At 37.9% G+C, this 21300-nt stretch carries 16 protein-coding genes; 4 read left to right on the top strand and 12 right to left on the bottom strand.

Annotated elements, in window-relative coordinates; all coding sequences use genetic code 11:
• Positions 1 to 33 precede the first annotated feature (33 nt).
• The 10 genes from BVG16_RS28835 to BVG16_RS34135 all read right to left on the bottom strand — a co-directional run bounded on the left by BVG16_RS28835 (position 34) and on the right by BVG16_RS34135 (position 9567).
• Positions 34 to 909, bottom strand: a complete 876-nt coding sequence (locus BVG16_RS28835; RefSeq protein WP_078502653.1) for an Abi family protein — start codon at positions 907 to 909, stop codon at positions 34 to 36.
• 392 nt (positions 910 to 1301) lie between these two features.
• Entirely contained in the window at positions 1302 to 2045 is a 744-nt protein-coding gene (locus BVG16_RS28830; protein WP_078502652.1) for an HNH endonuclease family protein, read from the bottom strand.
• Positions 2042 to 3208 (bottom strand): AAA family ATPase, encoded by a 1167-nt coding sequence (locus tag BVG16_RS28825; RefSeq protein WP_158081829.1) that lies wholly within the window; start codon positions 3206 to 3208, stop codon positions 2042 to 2044. The genes BVG16_RS28830 and BVG16_RS28825 overlap by 4 nt, the downstream gene beginning before the upstream one ends.
• Before the next feature lie 99 nt (positions 3209 to 3307).
• Complete coding sequence (gene herA, locus BVG16_RS28820) at positions 3308 to 5038, bottom strand: anti-phage-associated helicase HerA (protein WP_233147200.1); 1731 nt, start codon at positions 5036 to 5038, stop codon at positions 3308 to 3310.
• A 15-nt stretch (positions 5039 to 5053) separates the two neighbouring features.
• Positions 5054 to 6196, bottom strand: coding sequence for a hypothetical protein (locus tag BVG16_RS28815; protein WP_078502650.1), 1143 nt, complete (start codon positions 6194 to 6196; stop codon positions 5054 to 5056).
• Positions 6197 to 6639: 443 nt separating this feature from the next.
• Positions 6640 to 7461, bottom strand: coding sequence for a tyrosine-type recombinase/integrase (locus BVG16_RS28810; RefSeq protein WP_078502649.1), 822 nt, complete (start codon positions 7459 to 7461; stop codon positions 6640 to 6642).
• Positions 7462 to 7932: 471 nt separating this feature from the next.
• A complete protein-coding gene (locus BVG16_RS28805) occupies positions 7933 to 8739 on the bottom strand; it encodes a hypothetical protein (RefSeq protein ID WP_144027530.1) in 807 nt (268 codons plus the stop codon).
• Between the two features lie 213 nt (positions 8740 to 8952).
• A complete protein-coding gene (locus BVG16_RS28800) occupies positions 8953 to 9195 on the bottom strand; it encodes a MerR family transcriptional regulator (RefSeq protein ID WP_078502647.1) in 243 nt (80 codons plus the stop codon).
• Positions 9196 to 9197: 2 nt separating this feature from the next.
• The gene (locus tag BVG16_RS28795) at positions 9198 to 9389 is read right to left on the bottom strand and encodes a helix-turn-helix domain-containing protein (protein WP_078502646.1); all 192 of its coding nucleotides are present in this window, start codon (positions 9387 to 9389) and stop codon (positions 9198 to 9200) included.
• Between the two features lies 1 nt (position 9390).
• Positions 9391 to 9567: a helix-turn-helix domain-containing protein gene (locus BVG16_RS34135; protein ID WP_078502645.1), complete on the bottom strand. Its 177-nt coding sequence runs from the start codon at positions 9565 to 9567 to the stop codon at positions 9391 to 9393.
• Between the two features lie 521 nt (positions 9568 to 10088).
• Between BVG16_RS34135 and BVG16_RS28785 the strand changes: the two genes are divergently transcribed.
• Positions 10089 to 11603, top strand: coding sequence for a recombinase family protein (locus BVG16_RS28785; protein WP_158081828.1), 1515 nt, complete (start codon positions 10089 to 10091; stop codon positions 11601 to 11603).
• Between the two features lie 278 nt (positions 11604 to 11881).
• On the opposite strand, the gene BVG16_RS28780 is transcribed toward BVG16_RS28785, so the two are convergent.
• Together BVG16_RS28780 and BVG16_RS28775 are read right to left on the bottom strand one after the other, a co-directional pair.
• Positions 11882 to 14782, bottom strand: a complete 2901-nt coding sequence (locus BVG16_RS28780; protein ID WP_078502643.1) for a DEAD/DEAH box helicase — start codon at positions 14780 to 14782, stop codon at positions 11882 to 11884.
• A 149-nt stretch (positions 14783 to 14931) separates the two neighbouring features.
• Positions 14932 to 15339, bottom strand: a complete 408-nt coding sequence (locus BVG16_RS28775) for a (deoxy)nucleoside triphosphate pyrophosphohydrolase (RefSeq protein ID WP_078502642.1) — start codon at positions 15337 to 15339, stop codon at positions 14932 to 14934.
• A gap of 994 nt (positions 15340 to 16333) precedes the next feature.
• On the opposite strand from BVG16_RS28775, the gene BVG16_RS28770 reads away from it, so the two are divergent.
• From BVG16_RS28770 to BVG16_RS28760, 3 genes are all read left to right on the top strand, one after another.
• Complete coding sequence (locus BVG16_RS28770) at positions 16334 to 17857, top strand: flavocytochrome c (protein ID WP_078502641.1); 1524 nt, start codon at positions 16334 to 16336, stop codon at positions 17855 to 17857.
• Positions 17858 to 18236: 379 nt separating this feature from the next.
• Positions 18237 to 18941 carry an ABC transporter ATP-binding protein gene (locus BVG16_RS28765; protein ID WP_078502640.1) on the top strand — a complete coding sequence of 235 codons (705 nt, stop codon included), beginning with the start codon at positions 18237 to 18239 and terminating at the stop codon, positions 18939 to 18941.
• 2 nt (positions 18942 to 18943) lie between these two features.
• Positions 18944 to 21268: an ABC transporter permease gene (locus BVG16_RS28760; RefSeq protein ID WP_078502668.1), complete on the top strand. Its 2325-nt coding sequence runs from the start codon at positions 18944 to 18946 to the stop codon at positions 21266 to 21268.
• Positions 21269 to 21300: the final 32 nt, after the last annotated feature.

The raw sequence follows: 21300 nt of genomic DNA, 5'->3' as shown, positions 1-21300 counted from the left end.
ACTATCATAATACAATTTTTCCTTATTTTCCAATTAACACTTACTTCTTAGCTGTTCCTTCCATTGCTCATGAAATCCCAATCGTCTAATGTCCACTTCGCTATACTTTTCTATAATAGCCTCTAATTCTATAACCCATGTATTCCAAATTGAAGAATCTATAACAAGATACTTCAAGTTAAAGATCATAGCATATAACTGATGTTCATTAATACAATTAACTTTATCTGATTCCCTGAACTTTACGCTAACAGGAAGCTTTTGATTAAACAACCTACTATAATGCGCGCAACGATTTCTAATTATTGTTAAGACATGAAGCCAATTAGATATTTCTTCGTATCGTAAGTTATATTGCTTCGATATTTCTTTCTTGTCTTTATTCCTAAGATTCTTAAAAAGCTTGGAAAGCCAACTGAAGGTTAGCACCTCCACAGCTACCCATATAGGGAATTTCCCTGAATATTTTGCAATATGATGGACTACAAACGAATCTTTTTTCGATTTCGCTATGCATTTACCGAGTTCTTCATTAAATTCTTTACACCAAGCAGTATTAAAAAACATGATTTCATCTTTATAACCATCAGGACCGTAATTATGGGCAATCGTATATGCAGTATGTGTTCTAAATGCGATTTCAACATATTCAATCACTTTCATTAAGTGCTGTCTTAAAAGAGAATCAAATTCATAATGTCTATGTATCTGTTCAAAGGTTGTATTCGTAAAAAACACATCATCTTGTTTGAATGTTAGAGCATAGGCAGTAAATCGGTAATAGTTAACTCGCTTTAATACGGAGAGGGCGCTGGCTTCATCAGATATGACTAAGCCTCTAGAACGAAGTATTTCAATCTGTTTTTCATATGTAGTAGGAGGTTTCAATACGACAGCATTTGTGGTCATGAAAAATCACCCGTATTTAAAAATGTCCGGCCCTCTTTACGCTTCCATTGGAGAGGCGCGGGCCGGATCTGTTACCACAATGATATGACAGGTGCATGATAAAGTCAACAATCAGTTTACTTTTAATGGATTAAGGAAAGTAGAGAACTAACCCCAATTCATCCCAGTTATTGGTCTTTTCTTACCAACACCGTCACACTCTCCACATGTGTGGACTGCTCAATAAAGACTTAATTAAAGATGTGACAGTATTCGCTTATAATATTAGATTAAAATATGACTACACTAGTATAATTGGAATCAAAGCATCTTCCAATTATTCACTTTATTGAATTAGCTACTACAGCAACAGATGGTAAACCCAATGGAGTTTTAACCCTACATTATTAGATTCATCGAACATCTAACGCTATTTTTGTAATAGAATCTTCAATATCTTGAATTTGATTAGTCCATATGTTCTTTCTTTGCATTTCTGCTTTCATCACTTGATAGTCAGGCGCGTTTAACAATACTGTTGCAACTGTTGCACTGTATATACCTACTTCAGTACCCTTTTTTAACGTCGACTTTACTTTTCGAATAACTTTCGCTTTCTCTAAGGAATCATTTGCTGTTTCGATATAATTATCTATGATTACTAGAATCTCTTCTAACTTCTCATAAATCCCATTTCCGATCTGAAATCGTGGTGTTGCTATTTCAGTAGTGTTATTTAAATCTAATACTTCAACAGTCAATTTCCCAATTGTGTCTTTACCCAAAATACGATATTTATGAAAGAGTAAGTGATCTTTAGGATTTTTTATAGTTGGGTCAATTATTTCGTTTTCATATGTGTCATGATCTAACTTGTGTGTATTGCATCTTATACATATTGGCAAGAGATTACTCCAATCAACAACTTCATCTTCATAACTATTTTTGTGATGGAAATGCTCTACTTGCATATACTTTCCTTCCTCTACTAATTTACATTCACAAAAAGCACATTTTTCATATGACATTTTCAATAAAGGTTCAGTAATAAATTTTTTCTTCCAAACAGATTTTTTAGTTACCTTGTAATCATCTGTTAGTTCTTTCTTTCTTAGCTCGAGTTCTCTAGGACAGTCAGGGCGGCTTAATTTTATCATTCTTCATCTTCCTCTAAAAATTCTGATGCTTGGATTTTCAACAATGCTTGAAGAGGATTCCTGTAATAGAGCATTGCACTTAATGATTTAAAAGCTTCAACGACCTGATCTTTATCTTCTGTCGCGAGACCTCTTTCAAATATCACTAACTTTTCACGAAATAGCTTGGACATTGGACTACTCAAGCCCATTACATGAACAAGTATTTCTTCAATATTCCACCCTTGAAACCCATATTCAGAACTCTCTGGTAAATCTCTAACATAGACGTTTTTTTCACTGTCTACTCCAAGAGGAATAATCTCACCTGCTTGAGCAGATTGGATTACATGTGGACTATGAGTTGTCACTATGATTTGAGCCTTTGGTATTAACCATTTAATAATAGCAGTTATTTTAGTCTGCCATTCAGGATGGAGATGAAGATCAATTTCATCAATTAAGACAATACCTTCAAAATCTTGCACTTCATTATTTGTTTGCCTTTCTAACTGCCTTATCAGGTCAATTAATATAGTAAAACATGCTTTATAACCAGAAGAAAGGTATCCAATATCCATTATTCCGTATGGGGTTGACACAAGAACATCAACCGTTCTGTACTCTCGTTTATTATGTGAAGACAATTTACTTAAACGAGATGAAACTTTCACCTCCAGAAAAGACATGTTATTATCTATTCTATTAATGCAATCTTGAATCAAGTTTAAGTTAATGGATTTAACTTCCGTTACATCCCTAGGTTCAAAATAATTTCTGTATAACCATCTTTTCACTGCATCTAATGGAGACATAGGAGGCCTATCAATATCGTAATCATGATCAATACGTCGCGAACTACTTCTGTGAGATGTATTATAATAAATTAACTCTTCTTCAGAAATGCTTCTAATAGATTTTTCTGCGTAATCTGGTTGAATGTGTACTTTATTATGTAGTATTTCTCCATTGTTATTAATAAGTGTATTTATTTCACCAAAATCACACGATACTGAATTTCTGACATTAATCCTGCCATATATAGAACAAGCAATACATTCTAAAATTGTAGTTTTACCAACACCGTTTGTACCACATAAGATATTAAGCCCTTCATTGAATTTCAGTTTTAGATTAGATATAGAGTTAATATTATTTATCTCAATTTCATTTAGTCTTAGCAATACATTACCTCCATCTCTTGTAAGAAAAATTGCACTTTCCTATTATTATTTCCTATTAATATTCACTCTAATATAAAAATATATATTTACCGCTTAAAATTACTTTTTCCATCTTTCTGATATTTTATCGAAGTCAACCTCGAGCCACTGTTTTTTCCATTCTTGTAGGTAATCAATATCATTAGATGAAGGTTCGGGACTGCATCTTTCCATTAAGACCAAAGAAGGCATTATAATGGCATCACCAATAATTATAGCTTCACCTTCTCGTAAAGTAGGAAGCGACTCCGTTAGTGGTCCTAAATTGTCAGGTAACAGTCGACGCACGTAATTTTGGTCATCTGGATTAGTTAATCTCATAGATACAAAATTATTGCACTGTGAGAAAATTGATTCTGATATTTCGGAGGGTCTTTGGCTTACTATCATAGCAGTTACACCATATTTCCTACCCTCCTTTGCAATCCTCTCAATTGATATTCTAGACGAATTAAACTTAGCCGCTTGATTTTTCGGGACATATTTATGCGCTTCCTCGTAAACAAGTAACAAGGGAGTATGCGATTTCTTCGTTACTTCCATGTGCTTTTTATAATAATATCCGTATTCAAACATTAATCTTGAAATTAATGAAACAGTTATACTTAAAACTTCAAAGGGAACTCCGCTTAAATCGATAATGGTAACATTAGCATTCTCATTTTCTCTATGACCAAGGAGATGAATTAGTGTATCTTCAAAAGATACACCATTTACTTTTTCACCTAGAAGAAAATCAAGCCTTTTGTCTGTTAGCTTACTTTTGAGCCTTGAAATGAACTTTTCTAATGTTCCATCATTATAAGTCCCTTTGTTTATTGACTGTGCCTTAGTTTCTTCAAAATCAAATTCTTTTTCAAAATACAAATCAAACTTTTCTTCATCATTTGAAAATTCTTTTTCGCCTTCTTTGATGCACATTGATTTGGGATTCTTCGCATTTCTAGTTTCTTTACTTAGATTTACAATACAGTTTGCCACTTCATCTATAGAAAATTGCACGGGTGTATCAAACATTACTTTTTCAGATTCGGATTTTATTTGTTTATTTCTAGTTATAAGCCTTCTTAATAGTGAAGTTTGATTGTATGCTTGATTTTCTCCCGATTCCACTAACAATTCTTCTAATTCTTCACCATTCATTAACCAATAAGGTAGAACCAAACTATCGACGTCGATGTAATTAGCATCTGGAAAAGCTTGCTTGTACTCCGAATGAATATCAAAAATTATTATGTGGGAGTTATTTAGTCCCTCGTATTTCCCTTCTTTTACGACTGTTACCTCTTGAATAATCTTAGCAACAGTGTGCGATTTTCCTGAACCAGTAGAACCGACAACTGCAATATGTTTGTTGAAAAATTTATCACCATTAACAGGAATTTTAATAGAAGTATCTTGAGCTAATGATGAAAAACAAAACATCTTTTTATCTTCAATAGCATTATATATTGACTGAATTTCCTCTTTTTTAGCAGGTTGAACACCAGTAGGGGGAATAGCAATATTGTTACCGCCGCGAATAAACTTTTTATCGCTATCCAAAAAACCTATCGGCACAGCCTCAAGAATATATTGGCTCTTTTTTTCTTCATTTTTTTCAATCGTAAAATTTTCTATGATACAAATAAGAGCGCAGTCTTGACTATCAGACACCCTAAGATACGAGCCTACTGAAAAACTTTCTGTATTTTCTTTGAAAGCTTCAATGTCTGTCACTTGAATTTTAATTTTATTTGGTAAAACTGAAACAACTTGTGCAACTTCTTCTTTTGTAATTATAGTCGACACTTAAAATCCCCTTTACTAAAGTATATTCGTTATTTGTTGTGTTTCCTTAATCTGAATATGTATGTTCTTATACTCCGTTTCAATCTTATGTGGGGTGTCCATGAAGAAATGGTAATGTTCTTTAAATCTAACCCCACTACAAACTTCTTCAATTTGATCTTCATTTATTATCTTAACAACTACCTGATTTTCCTTAGTTGAGGGGCTAACTAAATAATCAAGTCTAAATCTATCACCATTAAAATAAGTTCCATCCGTAAAGGTAATTTCCAAGTCTATTAAATCTTGTTTAATTCGATTATATTGGAATAATGAAATATTCCTTAAGCAAATATAAGGTGCAGGAGATTTACCTAACTTAAAATATGTTGTAATTATTTTCCCTATAATTTTGTAAATATCGACCATATTTATTGTAGTGTCAACATCAATAACAAATAGCCTTTCAACATTACGTAAATTCACAGTTTTTTGAGTGAAAAATTCCCTTTTCAAAAGAGATTCATACTTAACATTTTCAAGATACTTTGAATAAGAGAGATAGAAAATTGTTTTATCAGTCGTGCTTATATATTCATCTAAATCGGCCTTTCTAAGAAATCTCTGCTCTCTCTCTTTTATAGCAAGTTGGAATAATCGAGTTCTAATAATTGAATGGTAGTAAATCGCTGAGTTTCTATCAGGCAAGGAATAAATCTCCTTAATAATTTCGATTACAGTTGAAAATTGTTCTTCATAATTATTTGAAAACTCAAGAATGAACTTTCCAATGAACTTTTCTTTAATTTGTAAAGTGTAATCGTTTTTTTTCGCACCTAATATTTTATCTAGTTCAGCAACATTTAAAACTTTTTGACATAATTCCATATCTTTAAAATGACAGTATAGAATAAACTTCTTATTTTGGTCTTTAGCAAATAAATCAATCAGTTGTAAAATAGGTTTTGAAATTTTACTATTATAAAATTCTTGTGTTTCCTTATGTTTTATTTGAATGACATAATCTTCATAATCAATATCTTGTGTTTGTTCGAATTTTATCTCGGAATCCGGATTGTTTAATATTTCAAGTATAGTTTTATCATATTGATACAAGAAACCTTTAACGGCATAATAGCCTCCATCTTCTTGGATAGTCTTTGTCGGCATTGTCTGCACTTGGTCACCCCCAGTAAACAATTACTATTAGGACAACTATAGCATGTAACTGAGTTCAATTGTATAAATTTGTAACAAAACGGCTGTATATGTCTGGTTTTAGGATTAATGAGCGAGAGGCTTACGTTTCATTTAGAGGACTGTACGTACAACCCAATTCAGAAAAATTTGGTACGCGGAATACGAGAGTAAACTCCACAGAGACAACAAGACGCGATTCATTCGTCACCCGGTATACCTCTGTAAGCCATTCTAAGGGCTTACAAAAGAAAAAATGTGCCACCTTATGAAGAAAGGAGACACAATTGTTAACAGTCCTTATAAAGCCCGTTGATGACACATAATCTCCTTGCAACATCATGCCTGATTGTTTTCAATCCCTGTATTTAGCGGTAGAGAGGAAATAAAAAAAGCGTCATCGAAGTTAGATGGACGCAATGGATTTAGTCTTGATAAAGCCATTCAATGGCTCTTAGTTTGTCTTCCTCTGTGGGCTTGGAGTAGCGCAATATCATGTCCGCTGAACTATGACCACTAAGAGATTGAATGACCGCTATATCTTGATTGGTTCTAACAAGCCCTGTAATAAACGTATGGCGGAGTTGGTGAGCGTGGAGGTCATGTTGCTCTAAAAGGTGCTGAACGCTCCTAACACTAATACGCTTGTCTCTGTTGCTGATAAATAGGGCTTCGTGGTCGTCCGTCCGTTCCTCAACATATTTTCTAATTGCCCACCTTGTATCAGCGTCTAGGGGTAATGTACGGGCTTTGTTTCCTTTACCTGCTCTAACCCTCAACTCGCCCTTACGTTCACTGAGATCTACGTCAGACTTGTCTAGGGCTATAAGTTCAGATACCCTTAATCCCGTATAAAGTAAAGTCTTGACAATAGCGTAATCACGCTTGTTGCCGCTTCTGTCTACCTCTCGCTCAAGCCGCTTCCGCTCAAGTTTATTTAGGGCTTTCGGGGCGGTCTGTTTGTAGTCGGGGGCTTTGATGATATGAACGTCCTCGATGCACTCCAACTTCTTAGCCCACCTACAGAACTTCTTAATGGCGTTATAGACCTTGTTAATTGTAGCGGCTGTCTTTTTCTTGCTTGCCATGTATGTAACGTACTGCTGAACGTCTGTGCGGCTGAAATGCTCAAGGGTAGTTCCACAACCGTCAAGCCACTTGCTGAACTGTTGAAGAGCGTGGCGGTAGGTCTTTACCGTAGCATCGCTCTTACCTCGTAAACCTTCACTAATGAACTTGTCTAACATACTCATCTCTCCCCGTAAAAAGGGCATAAATAATTCTACGCAATAATTTCAGCCCGTTATTTACCTGATTAGCCGTGATATGAGGCAACCAGTAGAGAAATAATAGCATAGAATTACTATTCTACGCCATAATTCCACGCAATATTTATTAAAGAAATTATAAGATTGGCAGGGCGGTGCGGCGCGAAAACGCCGTCTCTTTGTCAGAGAAACATATTAATCAATACTCAACCAAAAGGAAAGATTCTCTCACTTTATCTGCGAAGCACAGTTTATAAGCTTTATTTTATATCTTTATTTTTATTTATTTGTCATCTGAAAACCCTTACGGTACTTGGTATTTATCTATATTTCGATGTACACTAATTCATTTTCAATGTACATAGGGACATTTGATAATGAACTGTCGTTCACTTATTCATGTATTCGGGGGCAACACAAAACAGAAAAAAAGCGCATATTCTGCGCTTTTTAGATGGTGTAGATTTTTTTCTTTTGCGACTCTTCTCTTTCATACTCTGATTCAAGTACTCCATGTTTCATGTAGATTTGAACTTGATAGATATTCTCATCATTCCCAACAAGCATGACTTTAGGGGCATAATTGTCCTTCCCAGTGTACGCTTTGAAGAAAGCGTCAATATGTGCCCTTATTTTATCATCACTGTCATAATACTTTCTCAGCTTGTATACGCAATCCTCGGCAGTCTTCATCTTAATTCTTGGATGGGTTTCAGCTGTCATTTGCTGATATTTCATGAAGAAATAATCAACAAAGTTTCGGTCAGACCATCTGACGTTTTCCGGTGGGAGTCCACTTGCTTTCCGGGGTGACCTTTGAACGGTTTGGATATTGGCTAACCTCATAGTTATTATCTTATTAGCATCCTCTAAAGTTGAGACACTATTCAATACTTCCTCTTGAGTAATGCTGAATAGTATCTCCCATGCTTCGTTCTCCGACTTTTTTGTAAAGCGCTTTTCCTTTGGATTCAAGGCCTCCAAGACTGCACTTGTGTACAAGATTAATGGGTTAGCCTCCCATTTAGAAAGTTCTACGTAGTAATCATGGTTTGACTCTCCAAAGTTCTCGATAAACAACTTTGGTTTGAGTTTTTCATTGGCGATTTTGATTATTCCACGTGACTTCATCCCCATATACATTTGAAGTCTACCTTTACTAAGCGTAAATTCATTACTTTTAGAACGGTAGATGTTCTTTTGGTTTACTAAAAAACGGACAGTAATATTTTTTCCTGCTTCTCCAAGAATGGACACCCGAGTATCACCATAGGAATCTTTGCGTATGCATCGAACATTTTCATCTTTCTTTTACCCCTCCTTTAATAAAATAACCTTTGCGCCATAACCATCGTCGCGTGTAGATGTTTAGTTGCGAAGGGAAGTGCTTATAATAAAGGCACGTCCTTTCTTCAAGCCCCTGCCTTCACTCAGCAGGGGCTTTTTCTTTGTTCATTACCATCCGGGCGGCTAATCATTGTCAGGAAAGAGTCTGTCAAAGTCATATCCCATCTCGGTTAATACATCCTTCAAATGCGATTCCTGAACCCAATATGGATACTTGCCTACACCCCTGATATTCCCGGGGATTCGTTCGGCCTTCAACTTGCCTTGTCTTACCCATCCATAGACTGCATCCTCGCTTACCAGTCGGCTACGGCTGTGAACAGACAGTCTATGTGCGATTTGTGAGACAGTGTAGTTTCTCTCCATGATTAACGTCTCCCTTCTTCTAGTGCTTGCAGGATAAAGTAATTCAAGTCCTTCTCACGTATACGCCAAAGCGTACCGCCTAATTTCATCGCAGTTAGCTTGTCTTCTTTTACCCATCTATCAACGGTTTTACGGTCAACTTTTAGCATGTTGCTGACTTCGTCAATAGAGTAAAGCTTACCTAGCAATTCCATGTTACTGACCTCCTGAGGTGTTATTGAGAATAAAGTTCCTGAGACTTTCCTGAGGAATTCGAATCGAACCCCCAACTTTACAGCTTGGCAACCCTCCGTTGTTACACAGCCCGTAAACCGTTGTATAAGATAGCTGTAGAATGTCCATTGCTTCTTTGATTGTGAATAAGCGTTCCATGTAGACCGCCCCTTTCGGTTGTGAATTAGTTACATACACAATATAAGAATGAAATTTGTAAACTTAACAAAAAGGACGTAGAAATATCGTGAAATCTATAATTATCCGATAAGTACAGGCATTTGGTTCGGGAAGGGGGGAGGGAACGAAGGTCACCTTTTTCAAAGATAAAATGTGCGTTACGGTAACTTCATTGCTATTTAATCCATTGATTTCAACTGCACAAAATCAAAAATGCGGCTGTCATGTAATTGGAGGAATTAGGTTATACCAATTGCAGAAAAATATTAAGCACTCCACCGCAATTATTTAAGACCTTGGCACGATGATTACTGCGAAAACGCCAAGGGGGTAGACGTAATGAAAGTAACTTGTAAATTCTCCACCGAAAACAACATACAAAACCTTATACTTGAACTCTTGAAATCTCGTGTTGACACGTTGATCGAGCAGTCATACGATAATAAGCAAGCGAATACTGTCACATCTCAAAAACAGGACTCCAAAGGGGGAGAATGTGCATGAGATGTGCAATCTATGCAAGGGTAAGTACAGGACTAGATAGTCAGAAGGATAGCCTTGAAAGTCAGGTATCGTTCTTTGAAAACCATATAAAAGAAAAAGGTTGGGAACTTGTAGACGTTTATGCTGATGAAGGTATTACTGGAACAAGCACCGCCCAACGCGAGGAATTAAAACGCCTTATGAGGGATGCAGAACGAGGGCGCTTCGATGTAGTTCTTATAAAGGCATTGTCTAGGCTTTCAAGGGATACCTCGGATAGCTTGAACCTCGTTAGGACTCTCAACAGTTGCAACGTAAAGTTGTATTCTTCCAGAGAGGGCGAGATTAAAGATGAATTACAACTGACCGTTATTTCAGCCGTAAACCAACGGCAGAGTGAGGACACTTCTTACAATGTTAGTTGGGGAATTGCAGTGAAATCTCGCAACGGCATTTTTCACGGTACGCCGCCCTTCGGGTACGACAAAGTAAAACCGGGGAAATTAGTCCCCAATGTTACTCACACTCACACTATCCAGTTAATATTCGACCTCTATCTAAACAAAGGAATGGGCGTTCAAGCGATAGCCAATTACCTGAATGATGAACTGGGTGTACTTCCTTCAAGGAAGAACACTAAGAAGTGGTATGATTCCTCCATCCGCTTGATTCTAGCGAACCGTCATTATGTAGGCGATTTGGTTCAAGGGCGCTCTAAAGTTGATAGCAAGGATAAAATACATCTTCAAAAGAAGGGCTACAAGAAGTGGCATAAGATTGACGAGAATGACTGGATAGTCATTCCTAACCAACACGAACCGCTTATTACCCGTGAGCAGTTTGAAGCCGTTCAGGAGAAAATGAAACAAAAAGCTGTTCGCGTGTTCAGGGGTAGAGGGAAGAAGTCGTTATTCGCGAGGGTGGCGTTCTGTGCAGATTGCGGAGCAGGTATGAACTATAAGAATGACCGTCATTCTTACGTATGTTCAACGTATCAGAAAAACGGCTCAAAAAATTGTTCTTCTCATATCTTCAAGCATGATACTCTAAAGCATGTTGTCCTATCCAACCTGAAAGACCTGATTAATAATTCACTTAACATGCAATCATTAGTTGATGCAACCATCCAACGAGCAGGGATAAAGAAGAACACCGCTGTTAAGGAACTTGAAAAGGTAAAGCATGAAATTAGCAAACTAGATAAAGAACTTGTTCAGCTTACGAGGAAATGGACAAGCGACGATATTGATAAGGAGATGTTCAACGCTTGCTGTGGGGCGGTCAAGAACGAACGTCAATTATTAGAGGAAAGAACGGCTCGACTTCAAACTGAAATCGCTCAAGAACACGATACAGAATCACGAGTATCTGCGTTTAAGGCGGAGTTAATGAAGTTCGCCGCTCTAGACGTAAGTAACGAGGAAATTCTAAGGGATATGATTCACAAGATGATTAACCGTGTGGAAGTTCATAAAGACGGTTCAATCGAAATCAGTTACAACTTTCAAAACCCACTAAAACAAGGGGCGTAGCCTATTTAGGCTCGCCCCTCCATTCCATCAATAATACACACTCCACATGCAACGTATGCGGGAACATGTAGGGTTAATGGAGACTGTTTAGTTGGCTAATGGGGCTATCTCCCAAATCATCAGCCATCGATGGCAATTCACACTACATATAGGATTGTCTATGAGAGATCTCCCTTCTTAATAATGGTTCATTTTTCCACATTGAACATCATGTATAGTCTCACATTGGTATTTTACTTGAATGTAACAGATGTCAATCTTCTACTAAATAGCAACCACTAATTTTGAGTTTGAGCCTTAATATAATTATACAATTTATGCTCTACCGCATGCTCCATAATCATATCCATATGGACCACAGGAACTTCTTTATCGTTCTTGCCTGTCATGAAGGTTTGTTGAACTGATGATTTATTCGGAGTCGCGCAACCTAAATAGTAGAAATCGCTACCTTCATCGTCATCTTTTTTCACAAAAATATGAATATCGATGTTGTTTTCTTCCGCCATGATGATTTTCTGAACTTCTTCAGACTGTAGCGTTCGGTTACTTCTCGTAAACCATTTAAAAATAGAAGGCGATACAAACTCATCTCCATAAGCGATACTAGACTCGACCTCATCATGTTTATGATACGTTACAAATATAGGACAAGTATCATGTTTCGATTTATACCCATACATAGTCGAACTTTCATCACTTTCCCAATTTAGAAGCTTACAAGCGTCTTTACGAGTATATTTTTGATAGAGCGTCAGTGGACTATTTTTCACATAATCCTTTGCCTTTTCTCTTGCGCTCACGAGAAGATCAAGGACCAACTCTTTAAAATAGGCATTAGCATTCATACTTGTTGAGAGATCGCTATTTAATAAAATCATTTGGTTATCTTTCAGAATACAGATCGGTTGATCTCCATACTTTGCTCTCTGAGCATGTACAAAAAAAGATAAATCCATTACTCGAATAACGGAAGTGATTGTTTTTTCATCAGACATGTAATTCATTTGTTCTAGTGTACATCTATATTCCTCGTAGGAAGTTGACCCTTGATGAACCAACATATCTAGGAGTATCACTTCATGCTCCCTTTTACCCGCAAGCAACTCTGCCGACAACATAACTAATACCTTTTGTTCGTATAATGATAAGGTTGGCACATCTTCCTTAATTCGAATCAGAAATTCATAGTAACTCGGGAACGTTTTGGTAATCACAACGGGATCAATTGAATTGTGTACGATAAAATCAGATAACTGTGGGCTTCGACCTATTCTATTTTTCAGTTCAAAATATGCTTCTCTTAGCTTCTTCAGCTCTGTCAGATTGCTATCATTGATTGACTTGTAAATCTGTTCTTTCGCGATTTCCTCGAAGTTAATAGTTGATAAGCCATTGATATAGCTGTTATCTTTCATTTTTCTACGAATATTATCTTTATTCAGAGACTGATCCCCTGATAGAGCAATCGGAATTAAATAGTTATTCTTATAGTTACCAATGAAATCAATGATGGTTACGAACTCTTTATCATCATGTTTACGTAGACCACGGCCCAGCTGCTGTATGAATACGATACTTGATTGCGTTTGGCGTAGCATAACCACTTGGTTCACACTTGGAATATCAATACCCTCATTGAAAATATCTACCGTAATGATATATTCCAATTCCCCTTTTTCGAGAGCCTGAATCTGCACCTCTCTCTTGTCAACGGCGTCGTCACCTGTAAGAGCAACCGTACGATACCCTCTACCATTCAAAGCTGAAGATAACTGTTGAGCTTCTTCTTTTCGACTGCAAAAGATTAATCCCTTGACCTTACTGCCAGAGAATCCGTAGTATTCGATTTTATCAATTAGGTGGTCTACACGTTCATCTGTCAGTAGCTTAGCTAGTACCGTTGCATTATCAATAACTTCCCCATCGAGAACCAGGTCGGTTACGCCAAAATAGTGAAAAGGACAGAGCATGTCCTCCTCGAGTGCCGCTTGCAATCGAATCTCGTATGCCACGTTGTAATCAAATAATTGATAGATGTTAAACTCGTCTGTTCTTTCAGGCGTAGCTGTCATCCCTAGCAAAAATTTTGGTTTAAAGTAGTCGATGACTTTACGGTAAGAGTTCGCTCCTGCCTTATGTACTTCATCAATTAAAATATAATCAAATGCTTCTGGGTCGAATTGCGTCAACACATCATTTTTAGACATCATTTGAATAGTTGAGAACAAATATTTTGCGCTTGTTGTCTTTCCAGTACTGGATAATAGTCCGTAATCTGATTTATGCCCACCGATGACGTTAAAGTAATCAGATTTCGCCTTTAATAAGATTTGTTCGCGATGCGCAATAAATAACATTCGTGAGGGATTGTGGTTCTTTACATCAAACGCAGATAGGTATGTTTTCCCTGTTCCAGTTGCAGAGATCACAAGTGCTTTTTGTTGTTCGGCGAGCCGAACGCTCTCTAGGTTTTGCAGAGCATATTGTTGCATTTTATTCGGTTTAATGGCTGAGATGATAAGCTGTTCCGTTGGTTCCGATGTTAAAGCAGCTACCTCTTCCTCGATAATTTTTTTGGCTGTATATTGTACAAAGGTTTTCTCATAATTAGTGATCCACTCATTTGTTAACGAATTCGCGCTGTTCCATACTTCTTCGAACTGATTACGAATCTGAATCAAGAGCTTATCGTTTGGGTTAAGCATCAGCTTCACATTCCACTCATAATTCAACTTCAACGCTTGTGCGGTCAAGTTAGAACTTCCAATAATAAGTGCATGATGTTCATCGTTATTGAAAATATACCCTTTGGAATGGAATCCCTTCAAATCCGTGAGTCTAACATCCATATTTTCAATTTTTAAAAGTTCGCGAAATACTTTCGGATGATTAAAATATAAATACGTCGATGTGAGCAAACGCCCCCGAATACCTTTTCGTTTCAGATCATAAAAATGAGATTTTAGCGTCGCAAGACCACTTTCCGTCACGAAAGCTACAATAAACATGAAGGACTGACACTGCGATAATTGCTCCAAAACGGAGGAAAGAATATTTTCATTTTTTGAAGGATTATTGATTAAAAGTTGTGGGGAGTAATATATCAGATTCTCATCTAGTGAGGATAAATTACCGTTATATGTCGGAGGATCAAAATTAAGCGTTCCGTTTGTCATTTCAGTGCCACTCACCTTAATTTTTAGCCTAATTGTAGTATGACTGGATAGATAATACAATCAAATATCTGGAAAAAAACAAAGAAGGACAACCAGCACCATGTGCTGATTACCCCATTATGTTTGATCATATTTTGTTCTGGATGATGTTACACTCCACTGTTTTCGTGTTGATTCATAATTTTATGGATCGCTGGCACGTCAGCTGGAGCCCAATCAAGCGTGTCTAATTCCGAATGTGTTAACCACTGAATTGCTTCGTGCTCCGTTAACGTTGGCGTTCCTTCGATCAATTTGCAATAAAATGTCGTCAAATGCACGATACCAAAATCGTACTCGTGCGCTGTTGTCTCAATGTGCTCACCGATCTCAACGGTACAATGCATCTCTTCTTGAATCTCTCGTTGTAGTGCTTCTTGCGGTGTTTCACCCGCTTCTATTTTCCCACCCGGGAACTCCCACTTAAGAGCTAAGGAACTATTCGCACCTCGTTGTGCACAAAGGATCTTTCCGTCTTTCTTAATAACCGCACCAACAACATAAATATTTTTCTTCATAGCAACCACCTGTCCAAATGTTTTACTGATAATATCATACTTGGCGTGGAGGGACGGGGCAAGTTTTAGTCAATAAAATGAAATCCTTCTACTCCTTCCCCCTTCAACAACACACACTCTCCACTAGTGACGAGTAGATAGTGAGAATAAACATGGATATCCAATATTAGAAGGATTGCTTAGAACAGCAATCCCTTTTCAATCCCAATTTTGACAATGTTTCTATGCATTAGTCTTGGCTATGGTTGGTAACTACAAACCCCCTTAGTGGACTTTCACCATCTAATTAATCGCCATGCGTGGCATACAAAAAGGAATAGCTGTACTGTTGATCAGCTACTCCAAACGGCATTTATTTCTTTTGGAAAAATATATCACGCCAACAATTCCAATGATTACTACGATAAGTAATTTTGAAAACAGATAAGTAATAAAGAAGTACAATGTTTGCTATTCTTGCTAGTTTTGTATGTATTTGACCTACCCCTGTGTTTAGAAGACGTGTCCTTAACAAGATTGATGATAGGTCACTACCTTTCCTTCCCTCTGCCGACATTACTCAGTTTCATCGGTAGTACGCAGTGATCCGACTCCCTGTTCGTCATTTGACGTTCTTCCTTTTGATCGGTTGTTTGTCATACTCCCCATCGGGAGAACAGACACTTTCAGGCCTACTATCTGGCTGGCTACGCTTAACGTCTGAGATTACTCTCCGCCGTCCAAGCCCCCAAACTCGGTAATCGTAACTGGTTTGTTATATTTTAGACATTGTGAAATTAATCACTATATCAAGAGCGATAGTATATTAAAATGAAGTGAACCTAAAGAGGCTAACGATGCAGACCAGGGAGGTAACCGTGAAAGATATGAAGTTCGGAGCATAAAGGCGCATCTCACGCTTCTCCACTTCTAGTTTTCTCCATTACTCTCACCTTTTTTGTCTGGCTCTTAATGTTCATCTAAATAACAACATAGAATATCGGAGGGGTTAAACATGAAGAAGAAAGTTGCAGCAACGCTTATTCTCGTTCTCACTTTCATGCTCGTGATCGTAGGATGCGGCAGCGAGAACAAGAACCAGAGTCAGGACAATGCAAAAAAAGATGAGGCCAAAGAAACGGAAGCTGTTTCGGGAGCGTCTCAAACCAGCTATACACCGTTCGATCAACTACAAGATAAATATGATGTCATCATTGTCGGTGCAGGTGGTGCCGGTATGACTGCTGCACTTGAAGCCAAAGGAAAAGGCATGAACCCGGTTATTTTCGAAAAAATGCCGGTTGCCGGCGGGAATACATTAAAATCATCTTCGGGAATGAATGCTTCTGAAACCAAGTTCCAAAAAGAGCAAAGCATACAAGACAGCAATGATTTATTTTATGATGAGACCTTAAAAGGCGGTCATGATACAAACGACAAGGACATGCTTCGTTTCTTCGTTGACCATTCGGCAAGTGCGATTGATTGGCTGGATTCCAAAGGGATTCGCTTGAACAATATCACGATTACAGGCGGCATGAACGAGAAGCGCACACACCGTCCTGAAGATGGTTCAGCGGTAGGTCAATACCTTGTTAGCGGTTTGGTGAAAAATGTACAAGAACAAGAAATTCCGCTTTTTGTAAATGCTAACGTGAAGGAAATTACGGAAAAAGACGGCAAAGTAAACGGCGTCAAAGTCATCTTCAACGAGAAAGACGAGAAAAATATTGCAGCGGATGCCGTCATTGTGACAACCGGCGGTTTCGGCGCCAATATGGACTTGATTTCCGAAGTTAGACCCGATTTGAAAGGGTATGTAACAACGAACCAAGAAGGCAGCACCGGTGACGGCATTCAGATGATTGAACAACTCGGTGGTACAACGGTGGATATGGACCAAATCCAAGTTCACCCAACGGTGCAGCAAGAGAAATCCTATCTCATTGGAGAAGTTGTTCGTGGAGAAGGATCGATCCTCGTGTCCAGTGACGGCAAACGTTTCACCAACGAACTGAATACTCGTGACAATGTCACCGCCGCAATCAATAAACTTCCTGAAAAATCGGCTTATCTTGTATTCGATTCTGGCGTAAAATCCCGCGCGAAAGCGATCCAGCAATATGAGAAAATGGGCTTTGTCATTCAAGGGGATTCGATCGAGGCTTTAGCCAAAGAAATGGGCGTTCCGGCAGATCAGCTTACAACCACGCTGGATACATGGAACAGCGCAGTGAAGAATAAAAAGGATGCCGAATTCGGCAGAACAACAGCAATGGACAATGACTTGTCCAGCGCACCATACTATGCAATCAAAATCGGTCCAGGGATTCACTACACGATGGGTGGCGTGAAAATCAATACGAACACAGAAGTTCTAAATAAAGACGGCAAAGCTATTCCGGGACTGTTCGCAGCAGGCGAAGTTACAGGCGGATTGCACGGTCAGAACCGGATCGGCGGTAACTCCGTTGCGGAGATCGTTATTTTCGGTCACCAAGCTGGTATTAAATCGGCTGAATTCGTACAAGCACAATAAGGTATCAGCTTCCTCTCTTCACTCAACAAACAACAACGCTTGGGCTAATCATAGTCCAAGCGTTTGTTGTTTTATTTTGTTTCGCTCGCCCTAACCGCCTTCAGCGAAGGGCTTTTTGCGGTGGGGATACGCTTCCCGCTCCTTAGACCGGCCTCCTCCCCGACCTAGGTCCAGTCGCAAAAACCATCGCAGGTCCGATTTGAGAATCTGGGAATCACTTACAATAAGAACATAATGACAAGAGGAACAACGGAGACGATAAAACAAAAATGAAGGTAAACAGAGGCACCGGTCTCGCCTATCGTGTTCGGCAAGTTGTCCGGACTGAAAAATCGCGTCAATCCAAGCTTCAAAAATACGATACGAGGAGATGTAATACGTGAAAAAGTTAATCGAATTCAAAAAAGTAACGAAAGAATACAAAATAGGAGAAGTGACGATCAAGGCTCTTGATGGTGTTGATTTATCCATCTCAGAGGGAGAATTCGTCGTTATTTTGGGTGCAAGTGGTGCAGGTAAAAGTACGATTTTGAATATACTTGGCGGTATGGACACGGCTACCTCAGGTCAAGTGTTTGTTGGTGATCAAGAAATCACAAGATTGGGCGAAAAAAAATTAACAGAATATCGCGGTGAGAAAGTTGGCTTTGTATTTCAATTCTATAACTTAATTCCGAATTTAAATGCGCTAGAAAATGTTGAATTTGCCACGGAAGTATGTAAAAACCATCTGGATGCTAAAGATATTTTACATAAAGTTGGATTAGAAGATCGTATCAAAAACTTCCCTTCCCAGCTCTCTGGAGGAGAACAACAAAGAGTGGCTATCGCTAGAGCTGTTGCAAAAAATCCTTTACTTCTACTTTGTGATGAACCAACCGGAGCTTTGGATTATGTGACAGGCAAGTCCGTCTTAAAGCTTCTTCAAGATTTGAACAGGGACACGAAAAAATGCATCGTTTTGGTCACACATAACACCGCTATCGCTCCTATGGCTGATAAAGTGATTAAGGTTAAAAGCGGAATGATTGAAAGCGGAATGATGAATCATGAAAAACAAAGTGTTGAAGGGATTGAGTGGTGATTATGAAGCTTTTTTTGAAGCTACTGAGGGATATTAAACAATCGATCGGGCAATTTATAGCTTTAGTTCTGATTGTTGCAGTAGGAGCATTTTTCTATACGGGGCTGGTAACTTATACCGATAAGCTTAGTTCTTTTACGAAGGATTACTTTAGTGAACATCATTTAAGCGACTTGAATGTATATTACAGTCAAATTACCAAAGATGATGTGGCTGGATTAAGCGTAGTGGAAGGTATAAGGAAAATAGAAGGGCGGTATACCTTTGATGCCACGCAGGTCTTTGAAGATTATAAAGCTTCATTAAAAATCCATTCGATCCCTGAAAAAAATGAAATTAATACGCTTTCTATGATTGAGGGTCGTATCCCGACAAAAAAGGAAGAGATCTTAGTAGATTCCCATTATGCTAAGGAACATCATTATCGTGTCGGTGATCAAATCCGTATAAGTGCGAATGAAAGAAATTTTACGTTTACAATTAGCGGCTTGGGTGAAAATGTTGAACATGTTAAAAAGAACGAAACACAAGACCATAAAACCTACGGGGCAGCTTATATTGCCGAAGAGGCAATCCCCCAAATCGCAGACGGTTTTTCCTATAACGAAATCATCATTGATGCTAAAGAAGGCTACGATATTGACAAATTAGGTAAATCCATTGAGGCCCAATCCAAGCATCTTTCCTATTTGGATCAAGTAAGTAAAGAACGGAGCTTCGGTTACTCCAAACTCAAGCAAACGATCTATAATAATGGGATGATGAGTAAGGTTATCCCTTTCGTTCTCTTTTTGATTTCAGCTGTCATCCTGTTTCTTACCATGTCGATGATGATCGATTCGCAACGAAATCAAGTAGGGATTATGAAAGCTTTGGGTGTTAAGAATAGAAGCATTATGTTTCATTACATGGGATTCCCTATACTGGTAGGGATCATAGGCTCAATCCTAGGTTCTGTCATTGCTGCAGCTGTATTTATTCCATTTGTAACCGTGTCGAGTGCAAGATCCTTCTCTCTGCCAGACGTAACCTACTCACTTTCATTATTTTCGATCATTCCTCCCATCCTTATCTCAAGCGCTTTTGGAGTCCTGTCCTGTTATTTAAGCGGTAGAAATATATTAAAAGAACGAGCAGCTCAGGCTATGCGCCCTAAACCGCCAAAGACGATGAAAAAGCTATTCATAGAAAAAATCCCGGGTTTATGGAGTCATATTTCCTATAGTTACAAGCTCATTTTGAGAAATATATTTTTAAATAAACAAAAAGCAATAGCGAGCTCAATTGGTGTTGTTGTAAGCGCGAGTTTATTGATAACCGCTTTGGGTACTCAATCATCCTTGCTCAAAGTAGCTAGCCAAGTTGAAGATGTTTTTACCTATGATTTACGAATAGATTATACGATGGGAATGTCTTCTGATGCGATAAAATTACCAACCGGTATTAAACATAGTTATGATTTATCCTCCTTGCCTGTTGAATTCATAAAAGACGATAAAAAAGAAAATGCCACATTAGTGGTTACCGAAAAAGACAACAATCTCATTCATTTCTTTGACGAAAATGACACCAGGATATCACTGGAAAACGATGGTGTGCTGGTACCCAAATCTTACGCCGACACCCATCAGATTTCAGAAGGGGATATCATTCAACTAAAGTTCACAGCACCCGAGTTTATGAATAAATCTGTACACATGAAGGTTTCAAAAATATCTACACAGTATTCGAATCCCTCGATTTATATCACACCAACGTATTTAAAAAGCTTTGACATCGACTACAGTCCAACCTCACTTTTAGTTGAAGCCAACAGCTCTGCGGATCTGATAAACATTCGCAGCTTCTTTGAACAAGATCAACATGTAGAGACAATTGCAGATAAGACGGATCTAAGGAAAGAAGCTCAATATATTGTGAAACAAAATAGTTTTGTATTTATTATGTTTATCATTTGCGCCATCATACTCTCCTTTGGCGCCATTTATACCATATCATCCATAAACATTTATGAAAGGAATCGTGAGCTTGCCACACTCAAGGTATTAGGCTATCAAAAAAATAAAATAAACCGACTTATATTTTTTGAAAATATCATCCTAACCACATTTGCGGTACTAGTAGCTTTACCGTTAAGTGGCTATATGTTTTCGATGATTGTAAAGGCGTTGTCCAGTGCTCATCAACAAATCCCCGACAAATTAAGTATTTTTGTAATATTGATATCCGTTATTCTTGCATTTTTACTTACCATTCTATCTAACCTACTGCTTCGAAGAAAAGTAACCAAAATCAATATGATTGAATCATTAAAAAGTATAGACTAATGGAGAAATAGCCTTAAGTTCTTGGAACTTAA

Source organism: Paenibacillus selenitireducens (assembly GCF_002021565.1).
In the GTDB taxonomy this organism is placed as follows: domain Bacteria; phylum Bacillota; class Bacilli; order Paenibacillales; family Paenibacillaceae; genus Paenibacillus_K; species Paenibacillus_K selenitireducens.
This window is presented reverse-complemented; position numbering and strand designations above follow the sequence as displayed.

What these genes read in the sequence shown, in the direction of transcription:
- BVG16_RS28795 (WP_078502646.1), bottom strand. Translation starts at nt 9,389, where the DNA reads ATGGAATTGCTAGGTAAGCTTTACTCTATTGACGAAGTCAGCAACATG.
- BVG16_RS28775 (WP_078502642.1), bottom strand. Translation starts at nt 15,339, where the DNA reads ATGAAGAAAAATATTTATGTTGTTGGTGCGGTTATTAAGAAAGACGGA.
- BVG16_RS28770 (WP_078502641.1), top strand. Translation starts at nt 16,334, where the DNA reads ATGAAGAAGAAAGTTGCAGCAACGCTTATTCTCGTTCTCACTTTCATG.
- BVG16_RS28830 (WP_078502652.1), bottom strand. Translation starts at nt 2,045, where the DNA reads ATGATAAAATTAAGCCGCCCTGACTGTCCTAGAGAACTCGAGCTAAGA.
- BVG16_RS28800 (WP_078502647.1), bottom strand. Translation starts at nt 9,195, where the DNA reads ATGGAGAGAAACTACACTGTCTCACAAATCGCACATAGACTGTCTGTT.
- BVG16_RS28835 (WP_078502653.1), bottom strand. Translation starts at nt 909, where the DNA reads ATGACCACAAATGCTGTCGTATTGAAACCTCCTACTACATATGAAAAA.
- BVG16_RS34135 (WP_078502645.1), bottom strand. Translation starts at nt 9,567, where the DNA reads ATGGAACGCTTATTCACAATCAAAGAAGCAATGGACATTCTACAGCTA.
- BVG16_RS28780 (WP_078502643.1), bottom strand. Translation starts at nt 14,782, where the DNA reads ATGACAAACGGAACGCTTAATTTTGATCCTCCGACATATAACGGTAAT.
- BVG16_RS28785 (WP_158081828.1), top strand. Translation starts at nt 10,089, where the DNA reads ATGAGATGTGCAATCTATGCAAGGGTAAGTACAGGACTAGATAGTCAG.
- BVG16_RS28760 (WP_078502668.1), top strand. Translation starts at nt 18,944, where the DNA reads ATGAAGCTTTTTTTGAAGCTACTGAGGGATATTAAACAATCGATCGGG.
- BVG16_RS28810 (WP_078502649.1), bottom strand. Translation starts at nt 7,461, where the DNA reads ATGTTAGACAAGTTCATTAGTGAAGGTTTACGAGGTAAGAGCGATGCT.